Origin of the sequence: Cypionkella sp. TWP1-2-1b2 (assembly GCF_049896245.1) — a bacterium.
GTDB lineage: Bacteria > Pseudomonadota > Alphaproteobacteria > Rhodobacterales > Rhodobacteraceae > Cypionkella.
This window is the reverse complement of the sequence record NZ_JAFCTX010000027.1, coordinates 1-16635: the sequence shown is the minus strand read 5'-3', so window position 1 is coordinate 16635 and position 16635 is coordinate 1. Positions and strand designations below refer to the sequence as shown.

Below are 16635 nucleotides of genomic sequence, written 5' to 3'. Positions count from 1 at the left end.
TCAAAGCCACAAGGGAATGGTATCGCGGTTCAGGATATCTTCATAGCTAGGGCGGGCGCGAATGACGGCGAATTGATCACCTTTCACCAGCACTTCGGGGATCAGGGGCCTTGTGTTGTATTCGGAGGCCATCACCGCACCATAAGCGCCAGCCGAGCGGAACGCGATCAGATCATCTTCCTTCAAGGGCGCAAGTGGGCGGGCTTTGGCGAAAGTGTCGCCAGTTTCGCAGACCGGGCCAACCACGTCGTAGGTGTGGGGTAAGGTGGCGGCTTTGGCTTCGGTGACGGGAATGATGTCGTGATGCGCGCCGTACATCGAGGGGCGCACGAGGTCGTTCATCGCAGCATCGACGATCAGGAAATCGCTGATCTCACCGGATTTGACGTAGATCACCTTTGAGACGAGCAGCCCGGAGTTACCGGAGATCAGGCGACCGGGTTCGATCTCGATCTCGCAGCCGAGGTGGCCGACGGTGCGTTTGATCAATGCGCCATATTCCTGCGGGAGGGGGGGGGCGGTGTTGGAGCGTTCATAGGGGATGCCCAAGCCGCCGCCAAGGTCGAGGCGCGAGATGACATGGCCTTCGGAGCGCAGGCGCAGAGTGAGGTCGGCGACCTTTTTGTAGGCTTGCTCGAAGGGTTCGAGTTCGGTCAGCTGGCTGCCGATATGCACGTCAATGCCGATCACCTGCAGGCCGGGAAGTTTGGCGGCCTCGGCATAGACTTCGGATGCGCGACTGATCGGGATGCCGAATTTGTTGTCTTTCTTGCCCGTCGCGATTTTCTCATGCGTGCGGGCGTCGACGTCTGGATTGACCCGAATGGTGATCGGGGCGGTGGTGCCCATGGCGGTGGCGACTTCGGACAGCGCACGCAGTTCGGGCTCGGATTCTACGTTGAATTGGCGGATGCCGTTTTCTAGCGCGAGGCGCATTTCGTCGCGGGTTTTGCCGACGCCGGAGAACACGATGCGGTTGCCGGGCACACCAGCGGCCTGCGCGCGACGGTATTCGCCGCCGGAGACCACATCCATGCCCGCACCAAGGTCGCCCAGCAGTTTGAGGACTGCAATGTTCGACAGTGATTTGATTGCAAAGCAGACGAGGTGAGGCAGCGGCGAGAGTGCTTCGGTGAACAGAGTGTAATGTCGGGCCAGGGTGGCGCTGGAATAGACATAGAACGGCGTGCCGACTTGGGCGGCGATGTCGGCGACGGCCACGTCTTCGGCATGCAGGATGCCGTCGCGATATAGGAAATGGTCCATCCGGCGGGCCCTTATGAAATCAGTCGCTTGGTGTATAGCAGAAGCGAAGCGCGGCGCAATTCAAGGTGGCGGGGCTTTGCAGATTACGGGGTTTCGCCCGTGGTCACGCCAACGAGGGCATCGCCAGACACTGTGACGCCGGAGGCGGCGGGGGCGGTGGGTTGGCCATCAGCACCACAGGCGGCGAGGGCGAGAAGGGCGATGAGCGGGAGGAATTTCATGTTTGATCCTTACGGGGAATAGCTGATGCGGCCACCGCCGATTGCGCCTGAAATCACCGGGCGGATGGTTGCGCCGTTGGGGCCGATGCCGATCCCTGCGCCCAAGTAGGGGTCGGTGCAGGCGGTGAGCAACAGGGCTAGGATCAGCGGGCGCATGGCGGCTTTCTGTGGTTTCGGGCAGGGTGGCTTAGGCCAGCAGAGTTTTCCAGCGGGCGACTTGCTCGGCGACGCGGGTGGGCGAGGTTCCGCCGTAGGACATCCGGCTGCGGACAGAATTCTCAACGCCCAGAACGGAATAGACCTCTTGGGTGATGCCGTCGTGGACGGATTTCATTTCGGTGATCGACAGGTCGGGCAGGTCGCAGGCTTTCGATTCAGCGAGGGCGACCAGCGTTCCGGTGACGTGATGGGCGTCGCGGAACGGTAGGTTCAGCGCGCGGACCAGCCAGTCGGCAAGGTCGGTGGCGGTGGAGAAACCACCGGCTGCCGAGGTCGCCAGCACCTCGCGGTTGGCGGTCATGTCGCCGACCATGCCGGTCATCGCGGCCAGCGCCAGCATCAGGGTGTCGGCGGCGTCGAACACCTGCTCTTTGTCTTCCTGCATGTCTTTGGAATAGGTCAGGGCGAGGCCCTTCATGATGGTGAACAGCGCGACGGTCGCGCCGAGGATGCGACCGAGTTTGGCGCGCAGAAGTTCGGCGGCGTCGGGGTTTTTCTTTTGCGGCATGATGCTGCTGCCGGTGGTCCATTTGTCCGACAGTTTGACGAAGCGGAATTGGGCGGAGGACCAGATCACCAGTTCTTCGGCGAAGCGCGACAGGTGCATGGCGCAGATGCTGGAGGCCGACAGAAACTCCAACGCGAAATCGCGGTCAGAGACGCTATCGAGTGAGTTTGCGGTGGGGCGGTCGAAGCCCAAGGCGCTGGCGGTCATGTGGCGATCGATGGGGAAGGAGGTTCCGGCGAGGGCGGCAGCGCCAAGGGGGCATTCGTTCATGCGGCGGCGGGCGTCTTCAAAGCGGGATTTGTCGCGGGCCAGCATCTCGACATAGGCGAGCATATGATGGCCCCAAGTGACGGGTTGCGCGGTTTGCAGATGGGTGAAGCCGGGCATCACCCAATCGGCGCCTGCTTCGGCTTGGGCGAGGAAGGCTTTCATCAAAGCGGTCAGGCCTTGGATGGCGGCATCGCATTGATCGCGCACCCAGAGTCGGAAATCGACGGCGACTTGGTCGTTGCGCGAGCGCGCCGTGTGCAGGCGGCCCGCGGGCGCGCCGATCAGGTCTTTCAGGCGGCTTTCCACGTTCATGTGAATGTCTTCGAGGGCGGTCGAGAAGGTGAAATTCCCGGCCTCGATCTCTGACAACACCGTGAGCAGGCCTTCCCCGATCGCCTCGGCATCACTAGAAGTCAGGATACCGGTGGCGGCGAGCATGGCGGCATGGGCGCGCGAGCCTGCAATGTCTTGCGCGTAAAGCCGCTGGTCAAAGCCGATCGAGGCATTGATCGCGGTCATGATCGCGTCAGGGCCAGAGGCAAAGCGGCCGCCCCACATCTGGTTGGCGGAATTTTCGGGTTTGGTCATGGAAGGGCCTTCGACATGATGCGCAAGATGCTGTTTGTGGTTCTGTATACGGCCTTTGCTTGCGGTGCAAATGTCGGGGGTGCAAATGCAGGTAGCCTTGAGGGGTTGCTGGTGGGTGATATGAAGAAGCTGGCGGTAGTGGAGCCTGTGGCTTTGCCAGAAGCGGTTTTGTTGGATGGGGCGGGTCTTGAGACTTCACTGGCGCAGTATCGCGGCAAGTGGATGGTGCTGAACTTCTGGGCGACATGGTGTGCGCCGTGTCGCAAGGAGATGCCCGCGTTGCAACGGTTGGCGGATGCGATGCCGGAAATTGCGGTGGTGCCGGTGGCGACGGGGCGGAATGATGTCGGGCAGATCGTGAAGTTTTACGGCGAGGCGGGGGTGACCTCGCTGCCAGTGTTGCGCGATCCGAAATCGGGGTTGGCGCATCAGATGGGGGTGCTGGGGCTGCCGGTGACGGTGATCGTTAACCCTGAAGGGCAGGAAGTGGCGCGGTTGATTGGCGATGCAGAATGGGATTCGGGTGCGGCGCAGGCGGTTTTGCGGGCGATGATGGCGGAGTGATCTTGGTGAAGGCGAATTTCAAGCTAAGACGAAATTCGGCGTGGCATTGATGGTGGTTTTAACAGATCAGCTTGGGAGTTCGGCGCGGGCGGCGGATGCCTCCGGCGGGAGTATTTTGAAAAGAGCAAATCCTTTAGATCATCCTCTGTGCTCAAATATCTCCGCCGGAGGCTCTTGGTTTGGGCGGGGCTTTTTGTTTCAGGCTGCGGCGCAGGCGTTTGAGCAGGGTGTGTTGGATCATGCTGCTGATCAAAGTGGCGGTAGAGATCATCAGGCTGACGAGGCCCGCGCCGAGCGCCCATGCGGTTTCGGAAAATCTCAGCGTGGCGCGGAACAGGCGGGCTTTGCCGAGGACTTCGGCGCGGCCTACCAGTTTGGGGCCAAGGGCTTCGGCGGCGATGGCGAGACGGCGGGCGTCTGCTGCATCATCGACCATTGGCAGCAAATGCAGGGCGGTGGTGGCGTCTGTTGCGGTGTTCAGGCGGCTGAGGTCGGTGAGGGTGTTGGTCAGCGGCAGAAAGGATTCGGTGCGGATGGCGGCGGTCAGGTCGTCGATGGAGCGCACGGCGGGGAGGCTGGCCCAGTTTACCCCGGTGCGGGCGGCGTCTACCGCCATTTCCACTAAGCGCGGCGAGAGGCGGCCCATTTTGCGGGCGAGTTTGGCGAGGCTGGCTCCGGCTTTGACCACGCCGGATGTGCCGCCGGAGGCGAGGATGGCGGCGGTGGCGCCTAGGCCTACGACCGATAGGGCGAGGTCGATTTGGTCTACTTCGGCACCGCTGGCATAGGCGACGCCGGCGCGGGTGATGCCTGCGATGTCGCCGATAGGGGTGAGGACGATGGGGGCTTGGCAGATCATCACTTCGCTTAAGGAGCATTGCGCGGGGTCGTAAGCGCAGGCGGCGCAAGAGGTGAGGGTGGCGTAATAGCTGTGATCATCCTCGCGGGCGGTTTGCACGGCGGCGTTCAGGGCTGAGGGGATGGCGATATTGCGCTCGTAGGCGAGGTCCACCAGCGCATCGAGCGCAAGCCAGTTGCGTGGGGATTCTGCGAGGCGATTGGCGATATGGGCGCTGAGGGTTTCGGGGGTGGCGGCGGTAGTCAACATCCGTTCGGTTGTGGCCGTGATCTGGTCTTTGCTGGCCTCGACAAACGGCGCAATCAGCGGATCAGAGGCGATGCGGGCGGCGGTGAGGCTGGTTCCGGCGAGCGAGCCTGCCAGAATGACAAGCAGGATCAGGCGGGTGATGCGCCTCCAGATCATCGGGTCCACATCAGATCGCTCGCGCCGCCGGGTGGCGGTTGTGGCGGCGGGGCGCATTGGGTTTGCGGTTCGGGGGGATCATCTTATGCTCCGTCGCGCGGGTGCCAGCCTACCATGACAGCAGGCTGGCACGATTTCAAACTTGCCGCGAGCGGATCATGCCGATGATGTCGTAGACTTGATCAACGATGGGCCGGGCGATGGCATCGGCGCGGGTGGCGCCTTCGCCCAAGATGCGGTCGATTTCGGCGGGGTCTTGCATCAGCTGGCTCATCTTGCTGGTGATTGGCGAGAGTTTTGCCACCGCGAGATCGGCCAAGGCGGGCTTGAATGTGCCGAATTGCGCGCCTGCGTATTCGGTGATCACCGCTTCGGGCGTCATATCGGCCAAGGCCGCGTAGACGTTGATCAGGTTGCGGGCGTCAGGTCTGCCGGACAGGCCTTCGAGATCGCTGGGCAAGGGTTCGGCATCGGTTTTGGCCTTGCGGAACTTTTTGGCGATGGTGTCGGCATCATCGGTCAGGTTGATGCGGGATTGGTCGGACGGGTCTGATTTTGACATTTTTTTGGTGCCATCGCGCAGGGACATCACGCGGGTGGCGGCACCTTCGATTACGGGTTCCGTGATGGGGAAGAAGTTCACCTTGTAGTCGTTGTTGAACTTCAGTGCGATGTCGCGGGTGAGTTCGATATGCTGTTTTTGATCCTCGCCCACCGGGACATGCGTGGCTTTATAGGCCAGAATATCGGCGGCCATCAGGGCGGGGTAGGCATAGAGGCCAAGCGAGACGTTCTCGGAGTTTTTGCCCGCCTTGTCTTTGAACTGGGTCATCCGGCTCATCCAGCCCATGCGGGCGACGCAGTTGAAGATCCAGCCGAGTTCGGCATGGGCTGTCACCTGAGACTGATTGAACAGGATTGAGCGCGCGGGATCGATGCCAGCGGCGATGAAGCCAGCGGCGGCTTCGCGCGTTTGTTGGCGCAGTTTGGCGGGGTCTTGCCAAGTGGTGATCGCGTGCATGTCAACGAGGCAGTAGATCGTCTCGATGCCCTCATCCTGCTTTTGCACGAAGCGTTTCAGCGCACCGAGGTAGTTGCCAAGGGTCAATCCGCCCGAAGGCTGGATGCCCGAGAAGATGCGGGTCGGGAAAGTCTGAGGCGTTTGGACCGGCTCGGACATGGGATACTCCATCTGGAATTGGTGCAGCCCGAAAAGGCTGCGGGCTGGAAATTACTGCGCTTTGGGCTTAACGCTGCGCGGTGGGGGCGTCAATCAGTGGTGCCAAAGTGGGGTGAGATGCAAGACGATTTGAGAGCCGACCAGATTGCGCCGATCAATCAGCTGCCGGGGGTGGTGTGGCTGTTGGCGCTGCCGATGATTGCGTTGGAGATTTTGTTTTCGCTCGCCGATGCCGGGGTGATTGGTGGACCGCAGGCGGTGGGGTGGCGGATTGCGGCCATTCAGGATTACGGGGTGTTTCCCGAGTTTTGGCGGCAAAATCTGGCGGCCGGGGCGGTGGATATGCCGCTGTTGCGGCGGTTTTTCAGTTTTGCCTTTGTGCATGGATCAGCGACGCAGGCGCTGTTTGGCGTGGCTATGACGATGGCTTTGGGCAAGTTCGTCGGTGAAGTGTTCAAGGGCTGGGCGGTGGCTTTGGTGTTTCTGGGCTCGGGCGCTCTGGGGGCCTTGGCCTATGCGTTTTTGGTGCCGAACCAGCCGCTTTATGGTGCGTTTCCGGGAGTTTATGGGCTGATCGGGGCGTTTTCGTTTCTGATCTGGGTCAAGCTGGCGGGGACGGGGGTGAACCAGTTGCGCGCGTTCAGTCTGATTGGCGCGCTGATGGTGTTTCAGGCGGTTTATGGCGCGTTCTTCACGCTGTTGCCGATGCTGATGCCCAGCATAGGGCAGGTTGGGCATGATTGGTCTTGGGTGGCGGATTTGCCGGGGTTTGTGGCGGGATTTTTGCTGTCGTTTGTGGTTAGTCCGGGCGGGTTGGGGCGCGTTCGGCAGCGGATCAAGGGATGGGGAAATTAGGGGCGTTCTTGGGTTGGGCGGGAAAAGTCGATCCTCCGATGGAGGATCGGCCCCGCACATGTGGGAACGTATCCGGTAGACCGCTTCCGGCTGAGATGACAGAGGACGGCGCCTGACCTGGTGGGCGAGAAGCGCCTGCCATGGGCAGGTCAGGCGCTGTCCGGTGGCTTTGGCCCACCGGGGTTTGCGGGGAAATGCTGTGCATGGTCGCTGCGATGGCAGCGACCAATGCGGTTTAACGCCGCCGCAGTTTGCGGAAATCTGAGAGTTTGAACGCGCCGATGGCGGTGCCTGCGGCGTAGTAGGTCAGGCCGCCCACCGCGATCAACAAAGCGAGGCCAGCATAGCGCCAGCCGTGGCTTGCCAGCATATCGCCCAATGCGGCTTGGGCGGCATATAGGGCAAAACCCATCACGATGGCGGCGATGATGATGAGGGGGGCGCGGCTGCGAAAGCGGGTGTCAAAGCGGGCGGCGTCGCCCATGCGCTTGGTGCCAAGCCAGAGTTGGGCGGCCATCATCCAGCCTGCCAATGTGGTGGCTAGAGCGGCGGCGGCGAAGCCGATGTAAGGCATCAGGCCGACGGCGATGGCCGCGTTGATGATCATTGAGACAATGGCGAAGCGGAACGGCGAGCGGCTGTCTTCGCGGGCGTAGTAGAGCGGTTGGTAGACTTTGTGCAGCACGAATGCGGGCAGGCCTGCGCCGTAGATCGCGAGCACAAGGGCGGTGGCGGCGGTGTCATCGGCGGTGAAGGCGCCACGTTGATAGAGGACTTGGGTGAGCGGCAGGGCGATCACCATCAGGGCCACCGCGCAGGGGAAGGTGAGGGCGAGGGCGAGTTCGGTGCCTCGGTTGAAGCTTTCGCGGCCTCCGGCTTCGTCTCCGGCGCGCAGGCGACGGCTTAGGTCGGGGAGCAGGACGGTGCCGATGGCGATGGCGACGACGCCGAGGGGGAGTTGGTAGAGGCGGTCGGCGTAGACCAGCCAGCTGACCGCGCCCTCGGTGTAGGAGGCGACTTGGCGGCCGACCAACATGTTGATTTGCACCACGCCGCCCGACAGGATCGCCGGGCCCGCGATGATGGCGAGGCGTTTCAGTTCGGGAGTGATCTTTGGCCATCTGGGGGCGAAGGTTAGGCCGAGTTTTGCCGCAGAATACCAAGTGAAGGCGAGTTGGGCGACGCCTGTGATCGGGACGGCCCATGCGAGGGTCAGGCCGATGTCCCAGCCGAATTTGGCGGCGAGGAACATCATGGCGATGAAGATCAGGTTCATCAGGACGGGGACGAAGCCTGCCTCGGTGAAATGGCCGTAGGCATTCAGGACGCCGGACAGCAGGGCGACGAGGCTGATGAACAGGATGTAGTTGAAGCCGATCTGGCCGTAGAGGACGGCGAGATCGAAGCGTTGGTCATTGGCGAAACCGCTGGCCATCGCCCAGACCAGCCATGGCATCGCGAAGGTGCCGATGATGGAAAACAGGATCAGGATCGCGGCGAGGCCGTTGAAGGCGTCGCGGGCGAAGCCGTTGGCATCCTCCCCGCCCTCCAGCTTTTTGGCGAACATTGGCACGAAGGCCATGTTGAAGGCCCCCTCGGCGAAGAAGCGGCGGAACATGTTGGGCAAGCTGAAGGCGACGTTGAAGGCGTCGGCGATGGGGCCCGCGCCGAGGTAGGCGGCCATCATCATGTCGCGGGCGAATCCGGCGCCTCGGGATAAAAGGGTCCAGCCGCCGACGGTGAGGATGGAGCGCAGCAGGCTGATCGGTTTCATGGGCGGCCCTTTGGTTTGGGCAAGGCTTACAGGGGATTGGCGGTGGGGTGAATTGGGAAATTTGACGGGGTGAGGGTGGCCACGCGGATGTGTCCACGCATGGACAGTGGGGTGGGGTATGGGATTTCAAGGGGTTAGGGCAGGGGTGTTAAGGGGTTGTTAAAGGTTTAAGGCGGGGCTGGGTTAGGTGCATGAAATTACGCACCCTTACCGAGTTTTGGCGGCTACGCGCCGTTATCGGTGATGAAGGGCAGGCGCGGGCGTTGATAAATTCGTGCGGCCTTATGGAACGCTTGCGGCCTAGCCGCGTTTCCAAGCCGGAGTTCAACGGTTTTCGAAATCGGAATGGGGACATGACATGGGTATCATTTGGACAGTTTTGATAGGTTTTGTGGCTGGCGTGATTGCCAAATTCTTGACGCCGGGCAGCAACGAGCCGTCGGGGTTCATTCTGACCACCGTGCTTGGCATCGTGGGCGCGTTTATAGCGACATATTTGGGTCAGTCGATGGGATGGTATGCCCCCTATGAAGGTGCCGGTCTGATCGGTGCTGTGGTTGGCGCGGTGATCGTGCTGCTGGTTTGGAGCTTTGCCTCGCGGCGCGCCTAAGGGTTTGAGGTGCAGTGGCGAACAATTAAGGAGAAAGACTATGGCTAAAGGTATGCCTTCTATGACGGCGCTGCTGGCGCTTTTGGCGGTTGCTGGCTATCAGAACCGCGACAAGATCAGCGATATGCTGCGTAAGGCGGGCAGTTCTGGTGATCAGCCCTCAACCGGGTTGGATGGGCATAACAGTCAGTCGATCTCAAACGTGCTGTCTGAAATTGGGTCGTTTTTCACCGGATCGTCGGGGGCTAGCGCGCTTTCGGGCGGGCTTGGTGGCTTGGTGGACCGGTTCCGTGGCCACGGTCATGCCGAGGCTGCGGACAGCTGGGTGTCCACCGGCGATAACAAACCCGTGGCGGGCCAAGACTTGGCGGCAGCTTTGGGTGAGGACACTTTGGCCGAGTTGACTGCGAAGACCGGTCTGAGCCGCGAGACCTTGCTGGAGCGGCTGGCGCGGGTGATCCCGGATGCGGTGCATGGCATGACGCCGGACGGGCGGTTGCCGACAGCCGAGGATGCCAAGGGCTATATCTGACGCTTACACGATCGCGCCAGTGGTCTGGCGCGCTGGACGACAGAAAGTCGGGCGCAGTTTAACTGCTGCGGGCGGTTTTCTCTTGCAAAACTGACGCTGGCTTGGCGCGGTTCCCTCAAACCAACCTGTGGAGATGATCATGAAAACTTTGGCTGAAGCGTTTCACCATACCCTGCAAGACATCTATTATGCCGAAACCGCACTGACCAAGGCTCTGCCGAAAGTGGCGGCTGCGGCGGGCAATGCCGATTTGAAAAAGGCGGTGATGCATCATTTGGAAGAAACCAAGCAGCAGATCGTGCTGCTGAAAAAAGTGTTCGCCGCGATTGGCGAAAAGCCCGAAGGTGTCAAATGTGATGCGATTGAGGGTCTGATCAAAGAGACCGAGGGCATCATCAAAGAGGCCAGCGGTGCGGCATTGGATGCGATGCTGATCGGCGCGGCACAAGCGGTGGAGCATTATGAGATCGCGCGTTACGGCACTTTGCGGGAATGGGCAAAGGTTTTGGGCCATACCGAGGCGCACGACCTTTTGTCGCAAATTCTGGATATGGAGAAGGCGGCCAATGCCAAGCTGACCAGCATGGCGGTAGAGTCGGTTAATCTGAAGAAGTAGGCAATACCGATCTGGCGGGGTGCGTGAGATCGCGCACCCTACCTCTGGTGTTGCGGTATGGAACCATTGGGGTGGCGACGCGTTAGGTTGTGATCGCAACACAACCCGTGCTGCTGCCATGCAAGATAGGATGCCAAATGACCGAGCAAATGAAAGTGGTGCCGAAAGCCGAGAAGGTTCAGACCGGGGTAAAAGATACCAAGGCGTTGGCTGTGGCATTGACGCAGGCGGTGGCGGATACCTATCGGTTGATTTTCAAGACCCACTCTTATCATTGGAATGTCGAGGGGCCGTTGTTTTACTCGGTGCATCATCTGACGGACGCGCAGTATAAGGAAATGTTCCCCGCCGCCGATGATCTGGCCGAGCGGATCCGGGCTTTGGGGCAGTTGGCACCACATTCACTTGCCGAGGTGATGAAGCTGTCGGTGATCAAGGATCCGGCGGCCTTGCCGTCGACGCTGGAGATGGTCGAAGATCTGGCGAAGGACCACGCGGCGGTGGCCGTTGGGTTCCATGCGTTGTTCAAGCTGGCCGAGAAGAACAGCGACCCTGTGACGGCCGACTTGGCGACGCGGCGGTCGGCGTTTCACGAACAGGCGGCCTGGATGTTGCGCGCGACTGCCAAGTAAGTGCTTGCGGAAAGGCTGGGGGTTACGCACCCCCAGTCCCCCCGCTGGAGTATTGCTTTTGCACGCGCGTGATGCTGGCGGTGTTTTGGGGGTTTCACACCCCACTCGGGTTAGTGCCAAACCCCATGCCATTGAGTTCTCGAACCAATGGCAAACTGCCGAGGGATGTTTGAGCAGAGAGGGTGGCCGGGGTTGATTTAGCCTCTAAGCTCGGCTTGTGCAGAAAACACGCCGCCCCGGACTTGATCCGGGGTCTTTTGCGTTGCATCTTAAACGTCGTGGCCCCGGCTTGTTGACCGGGGAGTGGGTCAGGCGTTAGTTGGAGTTTTGTGCCCGCTCGACGCCTTCGGTGATGGCTTGGCGGAGTTTGCGGTCCAGCGTTTCTTGTTTGCTTTTGGTGTGCAGTTTCAAGCCGAACATGTCTTTGACATAGAACGCATCGACCACTTGCGCGCCGTAAGTCGCGATCACCGCGCTGGCGATATAGATGTTGTTGGCCGCTAAGGTGCGGGTCAGATCATAGAGCAGGCCGGGGCGGTCACGGGTGTCGACCTCGATGATGGTGTAGATTTCCGAGCCTTCGTTGTCGAATGTGATATGGGTCGGGAAGCGGAACTCGCGGTCGCGTTTTTTCACCTTATCGCGGCCTGCGAGGGCTTCGCGCGGGATGACTTCGCCGCGCAGGGTTTTTTCGATCATGCCGCGCAGGCGGGGCAGGCGTTCGACATCGTAGGGTCGTCCGTCGGCATCTTGAATCCAGAACACCGGCGTCGCGTAGCCGTCTTTTGAGGTATAGGTGCGAGCATCGACGACATTAGCCCCGACCAAGGCGAGTGCGCCTGCGAGGCGGCTGAAAATGCCAGGGTGATCGCCCAAAGCGAAGCAGGCTCGGGTGGCGTCGCGGGCGGGCTCGGGGTGCAGGTTGATGCGAATCTCATGGTCGCCAAGGCCACGCAGCAGGCGGGCGAACACCTCTTGGGTGTCGGTGCTGAGGCCTTGCCAATAGGGCGCGTAGTGGCGGGCGTTTTCAAGCTTGATCTCGGCTTCGGTCCAATCGCTGAGGCGGAGGCGGAGCGCGGCTTTCGCCTCATCCTCGCGTTTGTCGCGGTTGATGGTTTCCAAGCCGCCTTGCAGGGCTTCAGCGGTGAGGCTGTAGAGTTGGCGCAGCAACATGGCCTTCCAGTTGTTCCAAGTGGTGGGGCCAACGCCGCGAATGTCGCAGACCGTCAGCACCGTCAAAAGGTCAAGGCGTTTGCGGGTTTTCACCGCTTTGGCGAAATCGCGCAGGGTGCGGGGATCGCCGATGTCACGCTTTTGCGCCATGTCGGACATCAAGAGGTGATAGCGCACCAGCCATTCGACGGTTTCGGTTTCTTCTTGGTTCAACCCCAAGCGCGGGCAGATCCGACGGGCCATCTGCGCGCCAATAATCGAATGGTCTTCGGGGCGGCCTTTGCCAATATCGTGCAGCAGCAATGCCACATAGATCACCCGGCGGTTGACCCCGGCTTTCAGGATCGAGGACGACAGCGGCAGGTCTTCGATCAACTCGCCGCGCTCGATTTGGGCGAGAACAGAGATGGTTTGGATGATGTGTTCGTCAACCGTGTAGTGGTGGTAGACGTTGAACTGCATCATCGCGACGATGTTTTCAAACTCGGGGATGAAGGCGGATAATACACCGAGTTCGTTCATCCGGCGCAGCGCACGCTCGGGGTTGCCGTGTTTCAGCATCAGATCGAGGAAAATGCGCTGGGCTTCGGGATTGTCGCGCAGGCTATCGTCGATCAGATCAAGGTTGGCGGCGATCACCCGCATTATGTTGGGGTGCAACAGGTGACGCGAGCGTAAGGCTTCTTCAAAGGCTCGCAGCAGGTTGAGCGGGTCTGACAGGAAGGCTGTGGGATCGGCCACGTCGATGCGGCTTTGCACCAGCTTATAGGGCGGTTTTACCTTTTTGCGGCTGAACATGCCGAGGATGCTGGATTCGGGCTTGGCATGGCGGGCTTCAAGTTCGGTCAGGAAGATCCGCGTCAACTCACCGACATGGGTGGCGTGGCGGAAGTAGTCTTGCATGAACAGCTCAACCGCGCGGCGGCCTGCGGCATCGTGGTAGCCCATGCGGGCGGCGACATCGACTTGGGCATCGAAGGTCAACTGATCGACGGCGCGATGGGTGATGTAGTGCAGATGACAGCGGGCGGCCCAGAGAAAATTCTCGGCGCGCTCGAACTTGTCGTATTCCTCGCGCGACAGCAGGCCTGCGGCGACGAGGCCAGCGGAGGAGGACACCCGCAGCAGATATTTGCCGATCCAATACAGCGTTTGCAGATCGCGCAGACCGCCTTTGGCCTCTTTGACATTCGGCTCCAGCACATAGCGCTGACCGCCTTGGCGTTTGTGACGTTCGGCACGTTCGGCGAGTTTGGCTTCGATGAATTCGGGGCCGGAGTTGCGGAACAGGTCGGACCAGAGGCGTTCGTTTAACTCTGCCGCGAGGGATGCGTCGCCCGCGATGAAGCGGTGCTCTAGCAAAGCGGTGCGGATGGTGATGTCTTCACGGCCCAAACGGATGCAATCGGCGACGGTGCGGCTGGAATGGCCGACCTTCAGCTTCAGATCCCACAGCATGTAGAGCATGGATTCGATGACCGATTCCGCCCACGGGGTGATTTTCCATGGCGTGAGGAACAACAGGTCTACATCGGAATGCGGCGCCATCTCGGCGCGGCCAAAGCCGCCGACTGCGAGGACGGTCAGGCGCTCGGCGGTGGTGGGGTTGGCGGTGCGGTGCAGATGATCGCGGGAGATCATGAGGGCGGTGGTGACCAGCACATCGGTGACATGCGATTGCGCGGAAACCAGCGCGCGGGCTTTCAGCGGGTTCAGCAGGAAGGCGGCCTCAAGTGCCGCATTGGCGCGGTTTTTCGCCTGTATCATATGGCGCACGGCCACGGCGCGGCCTGCGCGGGCATCGGCTGCGGGAAGTTCAGCGCGGATCGCGGCCAGCAAAGCCCCGCCGTCGATCAAATCGGCGGCGGGGATCAACAGATCGGGTGCTGCAACAAGGCCAGCCGCAGGGGCCACGGCGCGTTTCATGCGGGACTCCGCCCTATGCCTTAAGACCCAAAGCCGCCAAAGCTGCGCGGGGCGGGATCAATGACCACGATGCGGCCACCTTGGATTTGCGCAATGGCCAGACCGCGTTCATTGGTGCCATCCGAGCGCAGACGGAAGATGCCGTTGACGCCGACAAAGCCCGCGCCTTGGGTCAAGGCTTGTTTCGACAAGGGGCCGGAGCCTGCCTTTTTCATCAAAGCCCCAATCGCCGCGATGCCATCATAAGCAAGGCCGGAAATCGGATGCGGCGGCTCGTTGAAGGTGGATTGGTAGCGGGCTTGATATTGCGCATAAAGCGCCGGATCGGGCAGTGCAAACCAACCGCCTTGCACACCGGGCAGGCCGAGGGTGGCGGCGGGAATGTCCCAGCGGGTCAGGCCAATGAACTGCGCCGAGGCGCTGGACAGGCCATTGTCGGCCAAAAGCTGGCTGACCAAAGGCAAAGCGCCAGCGGTGTCTGCGGTCAGGAACACCGCCTGCGCGCCTGCGGATTTCGCGGCGGCTGCGATGCCGGGGGCGGCCGCCACCACGCCATTTTGCGAGAATTCATAATTGCCGGTGGCGACGACCGAGCCGCCAGACTGCGCCACGGCTTGCGCGATGGCGGTACGGCCCAATTCGCCTGCGGTGTTGCGATCATGTACGATCATGATCTGCGATTTGCCTTGCCGGACCGCATAAGATGCCAAACGGTTGGCGGTGTTGCCAAAGGTTGGGCCGAGCACGAAAACGTTGTTGCCGGCAATATCGGGGTTGTTCGAGAACGCCAGCACATTGACGCCAGAGCCTGCCACGGCGACGCCTGCGGCATTGGCCTCTTGCGCGAACACCGGGCCAAGGATGACCTGCGCGCCGTCCGCCACGGCTTGGGTCGCCATCGCGGCGGCCCTCGCAGGCTGACCTGCGGTGTTGTAGACGCGCAGATCGACGCGGGCGGCACCGCCGAGATCAGAAATCGCCATCCGGGCGGCGTTTTGCAACGAGCGGGCGAGCAGCTCATCGCTGGCCTGACCGGAGCCTGCGGGCACCAGCAAAGCGACTTGGATCTTGCCCGAGGCGTTGCCGCCCCCTGCAGTTGGACCGGAGCTTGGCACGCAAGCGGCCAAGACCAGTGCGGCAGCGGCAACAACTATTTGGCCCAGCGACTTGCGGGCCCGCATCAAAACGGACAACATAGAACTCCCTCACCCTTGGCGGACTGATGTTCAGATTAAGCGCATCGGGGCGGGAAGTAAACTTGTCAGGGAGGCGATCCGGGTGACGATCAGCAGAGCGGCGCCGGAAAAACAGCGCCTTGTGTCAGGGTTGTATTTTTTGGCCACACCGATTGGCGCGGCGCGGGATATCACCTTGCGGGCGTTGGATATTCTGGCCTCGGCGGATGTTCTGGCGGCGGAAGATACAAGAACGCTGCGGCATCTGATGGAAATTCATGGGGTTAGCCTTGGGGACCGCCCGCTGGTGGCCTATCACGAGCATAACAACGACGCCGCCTTGCCGCGCCTGCTGCGCGCGATAGCGGAAGGCAAGTCGGTGGCCTATGCCTCGGAGGCAGGAACGCCGCTGATTTCGGACCCCGGTTTCCAGTTGGCGCGTGCCGCGATTGCGCAAGGCTATCCCGTGCTGTCCGCGCCGGGGGCATCGGCGGTTTTATGCGCGCTGACGGTGTCGGGGCTGCCGTCGGATCGGTTTTTGTTCGCAGGCTTTCCGCCAGCGACCAAGGGCGCGCGGCAGACGTTTATCCGCGAATTGGCACAGGTGCAGGCGACGGTGATTCTTTATGAATCGCCCAAGCGCGTTAAGGCATTATTAGATGATTTGGTGCGAGAGTTGGGGGAAGGGCGTAAAAGTGTTGTGTGCAGGGAGTTGACCAAGCGATTCGAAGAAATCTCGCGCGGGACATTGGGCGAATTGGCTGTGGCGTTTGACGGGCGCGTTGTGAAGGGCGAAATCGTCGTGTTGATTGATCGCGCGCCGGAACAGGCGGCAGATGCGGCAACGGTAGAACAGGCGTTGGATTTGGCTTTGACGCATATGACGATGAAAGATGCGGCGGCGGCGGTGGCGCAGGCTTATGGCTTGGCGCGGCGGGATGTGTATCAACTGGCATTGAAAAGGGCAGGCGCATGAGCGGAGCACGGTCGTATCACGCAGGATTTGCCGCCGAAGAACAGGTAGCGCAGCTTTATGACCGTTCGGGGCGGGCGGTTTGTGCGCGGCGCTGGCGCGGCTCGGCGGGGGAGATTGATCTGATTGCGCGCGATGGCGCAGAGGTGATTTTCATTGAGGTCAAGCAAAGGCTCTGTTGCACAAATCGTGAGGGATTCCCTGCGTGACTGCAAGGTGTTAGTCGCAGGGTATGAGCAAACCTGCACCTCCGACCTACCGCACGACGAACTGGCGCTCTTACAACGCC

16 protein-coding genes and 1 pseudogene are annotated in these 16635 nt (G+C 61.2%); 8 read left to right on the top strand and 9 right to left on the bottom strand.

Going from position 1 to position 16635, the window contains the following annotated elements:
* The 4 genes from lysA to argH all read right to left on the bottom strand — a co-directional run bounded on the left by lysA (position 1) and on the right by argH (position 3072).
* Entirely contained in the window at positions 1-1266 is a 1266-nt protein-coding gene (gene lysA / locus ACP7AP_RS16600; RefSeq protein ID WP_426035773.1) for a diaminopimelate decarboxylase, read from the bottom strand.
* An 83-nt stretch (positions 1267-1349) separates the two neighbouring features.
* Entirely contained in the window at positions 1350-1487 is a 138-nt protein-coding gene (locus ACP7AP_RS16595) for an argininosuccinate lyase (protein ID WP_426035771.1), read from the bottom strand.
* Positions 1488-1496: 9 nt separating this feature from the next.
* Complete coding sequence (locus ACP7AP_RS16590; RefSeq protein ID WP_426035769.1) at positions 1497-1643, bottom strand: hypothetical protein; 147 nt, start codon at positions 1641-1643, stop codon at positions 1497-1499.
* A gap of 31 nt (positions 1644-1674) precedes the next feature.
* On the bottom strand, positions 1675-3072 hold the full coding sequence (gene argH / locus ACP7AP_RS16585) for an argininosuccinate lyase (protein WP_426035767.1): 1398 nt from the start codon (positions 3070-3072) through the stop codon (positions 1675-1677).
* Positions 3073-3090: 18 nt separating this feature from the next.
* Between argH and ACP7AP_RS16580 the strand changes: the two genes are divergently transcribed.
* The gene (locus ACP7AP_RS16580; protein ID WP_426035848.1) at positions 3091-3636 is read left to right on the top strand and encodes a TlpA family protein disulfide reductase; all 546 of its coding nucleotides are present in this window, start codon (positions 3091-3093) and stop codon (positions 3634-3636) included.
* A gap of 151 nt (positions 3637-3787) precedes the next feature.
* On the opposite strand, the gene ACP7AP_RS16575 is transcribed toward ACP7AP_RS16580, so the two are convergent.
* Positions 3788-4900, bottom strand: coding sequence for a hypothetical protein (locus tag ACP7AP_RS16575; protein WP_426035765.1), 1113 nt, complete (start codon positions 4898-4900; stop codon positions 3788-3790).
* Between the two features lie 136 nt (positions 4901-5036).
* Complete coding sequence (trpS, locus tag ACP7AP_RS16570) at positions 5037-6080, bottom strand: tryptophan--tRNA ligase (protein ID WP_426035763.1); 1044 nt, start codon at positions 6078-6080, stop codon at positions 5037-5039.
* A gap of 117 nt (positions 6081-6197) precedes the next feature.
* Between trpS and ACP7AP_RS16565 the strand changes: the two genes are divergently transcribed.
* A complete protein-coding gene (locus ACP7AP_RS16565) occupies positions 6198-6935 on the top strand; it encodes a rhomboid family intramembrane serine protease (RefSeq protein ID WP_426035761.1) in 738 nt (245 codons plus the stop codon).
* Between the two features lie 235 nt (positions 6936-7170).
* Here the strand turns inward: ACP7AP_RS16565 and murJ are convergent, their stop codons facing one another.
* Positions 7171-8709, bottom strand: a complete 1539-nt coding sequence (gene murJ / locus ACP7AP_RS16560; protein ID WP_426035759.1) for a murein biosynthesis integral membrane protein MurJ — start codon at positions 8707-8709, stop codon at positions 7171-7173.
* Positions 8710-9067: 358 nt separating this feature from the next.
* On the opposite strand from murJ, the gene ACP7AP_RS16555 reads away from it, so the two are divergent.
* The 4 genes from ACP7AP_RS16555 to ACP7AP_RS16540 all read left to right on the top strand — a co-directional run bounded on the left by ACP7AP_RS16555 (position 9068) and on the right by ACP7AP_RS16540 (position 11099).
* Complete coding sequence (locus ACP7AP_RS16555; RefSeq protein WP_426035757.1) at positions 9068-9319, top strand: GlsB/YeaQ/YmgE family stress response membrane protein; 252 nt, start codon at positions 9068-9070, stop codon at positions 9317-9319.
* Between the two features lie 40 nt (positions 9320-9359).
* Entirely contained in the window at positions 9360-9851 is a 492-nt protein-coding gene (locus tag ACP7AP_RS16550; protein WP_426035755.1) for a YidB family protein, read from the top strand.
* A gap of 139 nt (positions 9852-9990) precedes the next feature.
* The gene (locus ACP7AP_RS16545; protein ID WP_426035753.1) at positions 9991-10467 is read left to right on the top strand and encodes a ferritin-like domain-containing protein; all 477 of its coding nucleotides are present in this window, start codon (positions 9991-9993) and stop codon (positions 10465-10467) included.
* A gap of 137 nt (positions 10468-10604) precedes the next feature.
* A complete protein-coding gene (locus ACP7AP_RS16540; RefSeq protein ID WP_426035751.1) occupies positions 10605-11099 on the top strand; it encodes a Dps family protein in 495 nt (164 codons plus the stop codon).
* 315 nt (positions 11100-11414) lie between these two features.
* Here ACP7AP_RS16540 and ACP7AP_RS16535 read toward each other — a convergent pair whose 3' ends face one another.
* Both ACP7AP_RS16535 and ACP7AP_RS16530 read right to left on the bottom strand, forming a co-directional pair.
* Positions 11415-14198 carry a [protein-PII] uridylyltransferase gene (locus ACP7AP_RS16535; RefSeq protein WP_426035749.1) on the bottom strand — a complete coding sequence of 928 codons (2784 nt, stop codon included), beginning with the start codon at positions 14196-14198 and terminating at the stop codon, positions 11415-11417.
* A 20-nt stretch (positions 14199-14218) separates the two neighbouring features.
* On the bottom strand, positions 14219-15394 hold the full coding sequence (locus ACP7AP_RS16530) for a penicillin-binding protein activator (protein WP_426035747.1): 1176 nt from the start codon (positions 15392-15394) through the stop codon (positions 14219-14221).
* 82 nt (positions 15395-15476) lie between these two features.
* Here ACP7AP_RS16530 and rsmI point away from each other — a divergent pair, with 82 nt between their 5' ends.
* Entirely contained in the window at positions 15477-16349 is an 873-nt protein-coding gene (gene rsmI, locus ACP7AP_RS16525) for a 16S rRNA (cytidine(1402)-2'-O)-methyltransferase (protein WP_426035745.1), read from the top strand.
* A pseudogene (locus tag ACP7AP_RS16520) lies at positions 16346-16516 on the top strand (YraN family protein); the annotation flags it as partial. The gene rsmI and the pseudogene ACP7AP_RS16520, both read left to right, overlap by 4 nt.
* Positions 16517-16635 lie beyond the last annotated feature (119 nt).

Coding starts and splice junctions, on each gene's coding strand:
- lysA (WP_426035773.1), bottom strand. CDS start 1,266: ATGGACCATTTCCTATATCGCGACGGCATCCTGCATGCCGAAGACGTG.
- ACP7AP_RS16595 (WP_426035771.1), bottom strand. CDS start 1,487: ATGAAATTCCTCCCGCTCATCGCCCTTCTCGCCCTCGCCGCCTGTGGT.
- ACP7AP_RS16590 (WP_426035769.1), bottom strand. CDS start 1,643: ATGCGCCCGCTGATCCTAGCCCTGTTGCTCACCGCCTGCACCGACCCC.
- argH (WP_426035767.1), bottom strand. CDS start 3,072: ATGACCAAACCCGAAAATTCCGCCAACCAGATGTGGGGCGGCCGCTTT.
- ACP7AP_RS16580 (WP_426035848.1), top strand. CDS start 3,091: ATGCGCAAGATGCTGTTTGTGGTTCTGTATACGGCCTTTGCTTGCGGT.
- ACP7AP_RS16575 (WP_426035765.1), bottom strand. CDS start 4,900: ATGATCTGGAGGCGCATCACCCGCCTGATCCTGCTTGTCATTCTGGCA.
- trpS (WP_426035763.1), bottom strand. CDS start 6,080: ATGTCCGAGCCGGTCCAAACGCCTCAGACTTTCCCGACCCGCATCTTC.
- ACP7AP_RS16565 (WP_426035761.1), top strand. CDS start 6,198: ATGCAAGACGATTTGAGAGCCGACCAGATTGCGCCGATCAATCAGCTG.
- murJ (WP_426035759.1), bottom strand. CDS start 8,709: ATGAAACCGATCAGCCTGCTGCGCTCCATCCTCACCGTCGGCGGCTGG.
- ACP7AP_RS16555 (WP_426035757.1), top strand. CDS start 9,068: ATGGGTATCATTTGGACAGTTTTGATAGGTTTTGTGGCTGGCGTGATT.
- ACP7AP_RS16550 (WP_426035755.1), top strand. CDS start 9,360: ATGGCTAAAGGTATGCCTTCTATGACGGCGCTGCTGGCGCTTTTGGCG.
- ACP7AP_RS16545 (WP_426035753.1), top strand. CDS start 9,991: ATGAAAACTTTGGCTGAAGCGTTTCACCATACCCTGCAAGACATCTAT.
- ACP7AP_RS16540 (WP_426035751.1), top strand. CDS start 10,605: ATGACCGAGCAAATGAAAGTGGTGCCGAAAGCCGAGAAGGTTCAGACC.
- ACP7AP_RS16535 (WP_426035749.1), bottom strand. CDS start 14,198: ATGAAACGCGCCGTGGCCCCTGCGGCTGGCCTTGTTGCAGCACCCGAT.
- ACP7AP_RS16530 (WP_426035747.1), bottom strand. CDS start 15,394: ATGTTGTCCGTTTTGATGCGGGCCCGCAAGTCGCTGGGCCAAATAGTT.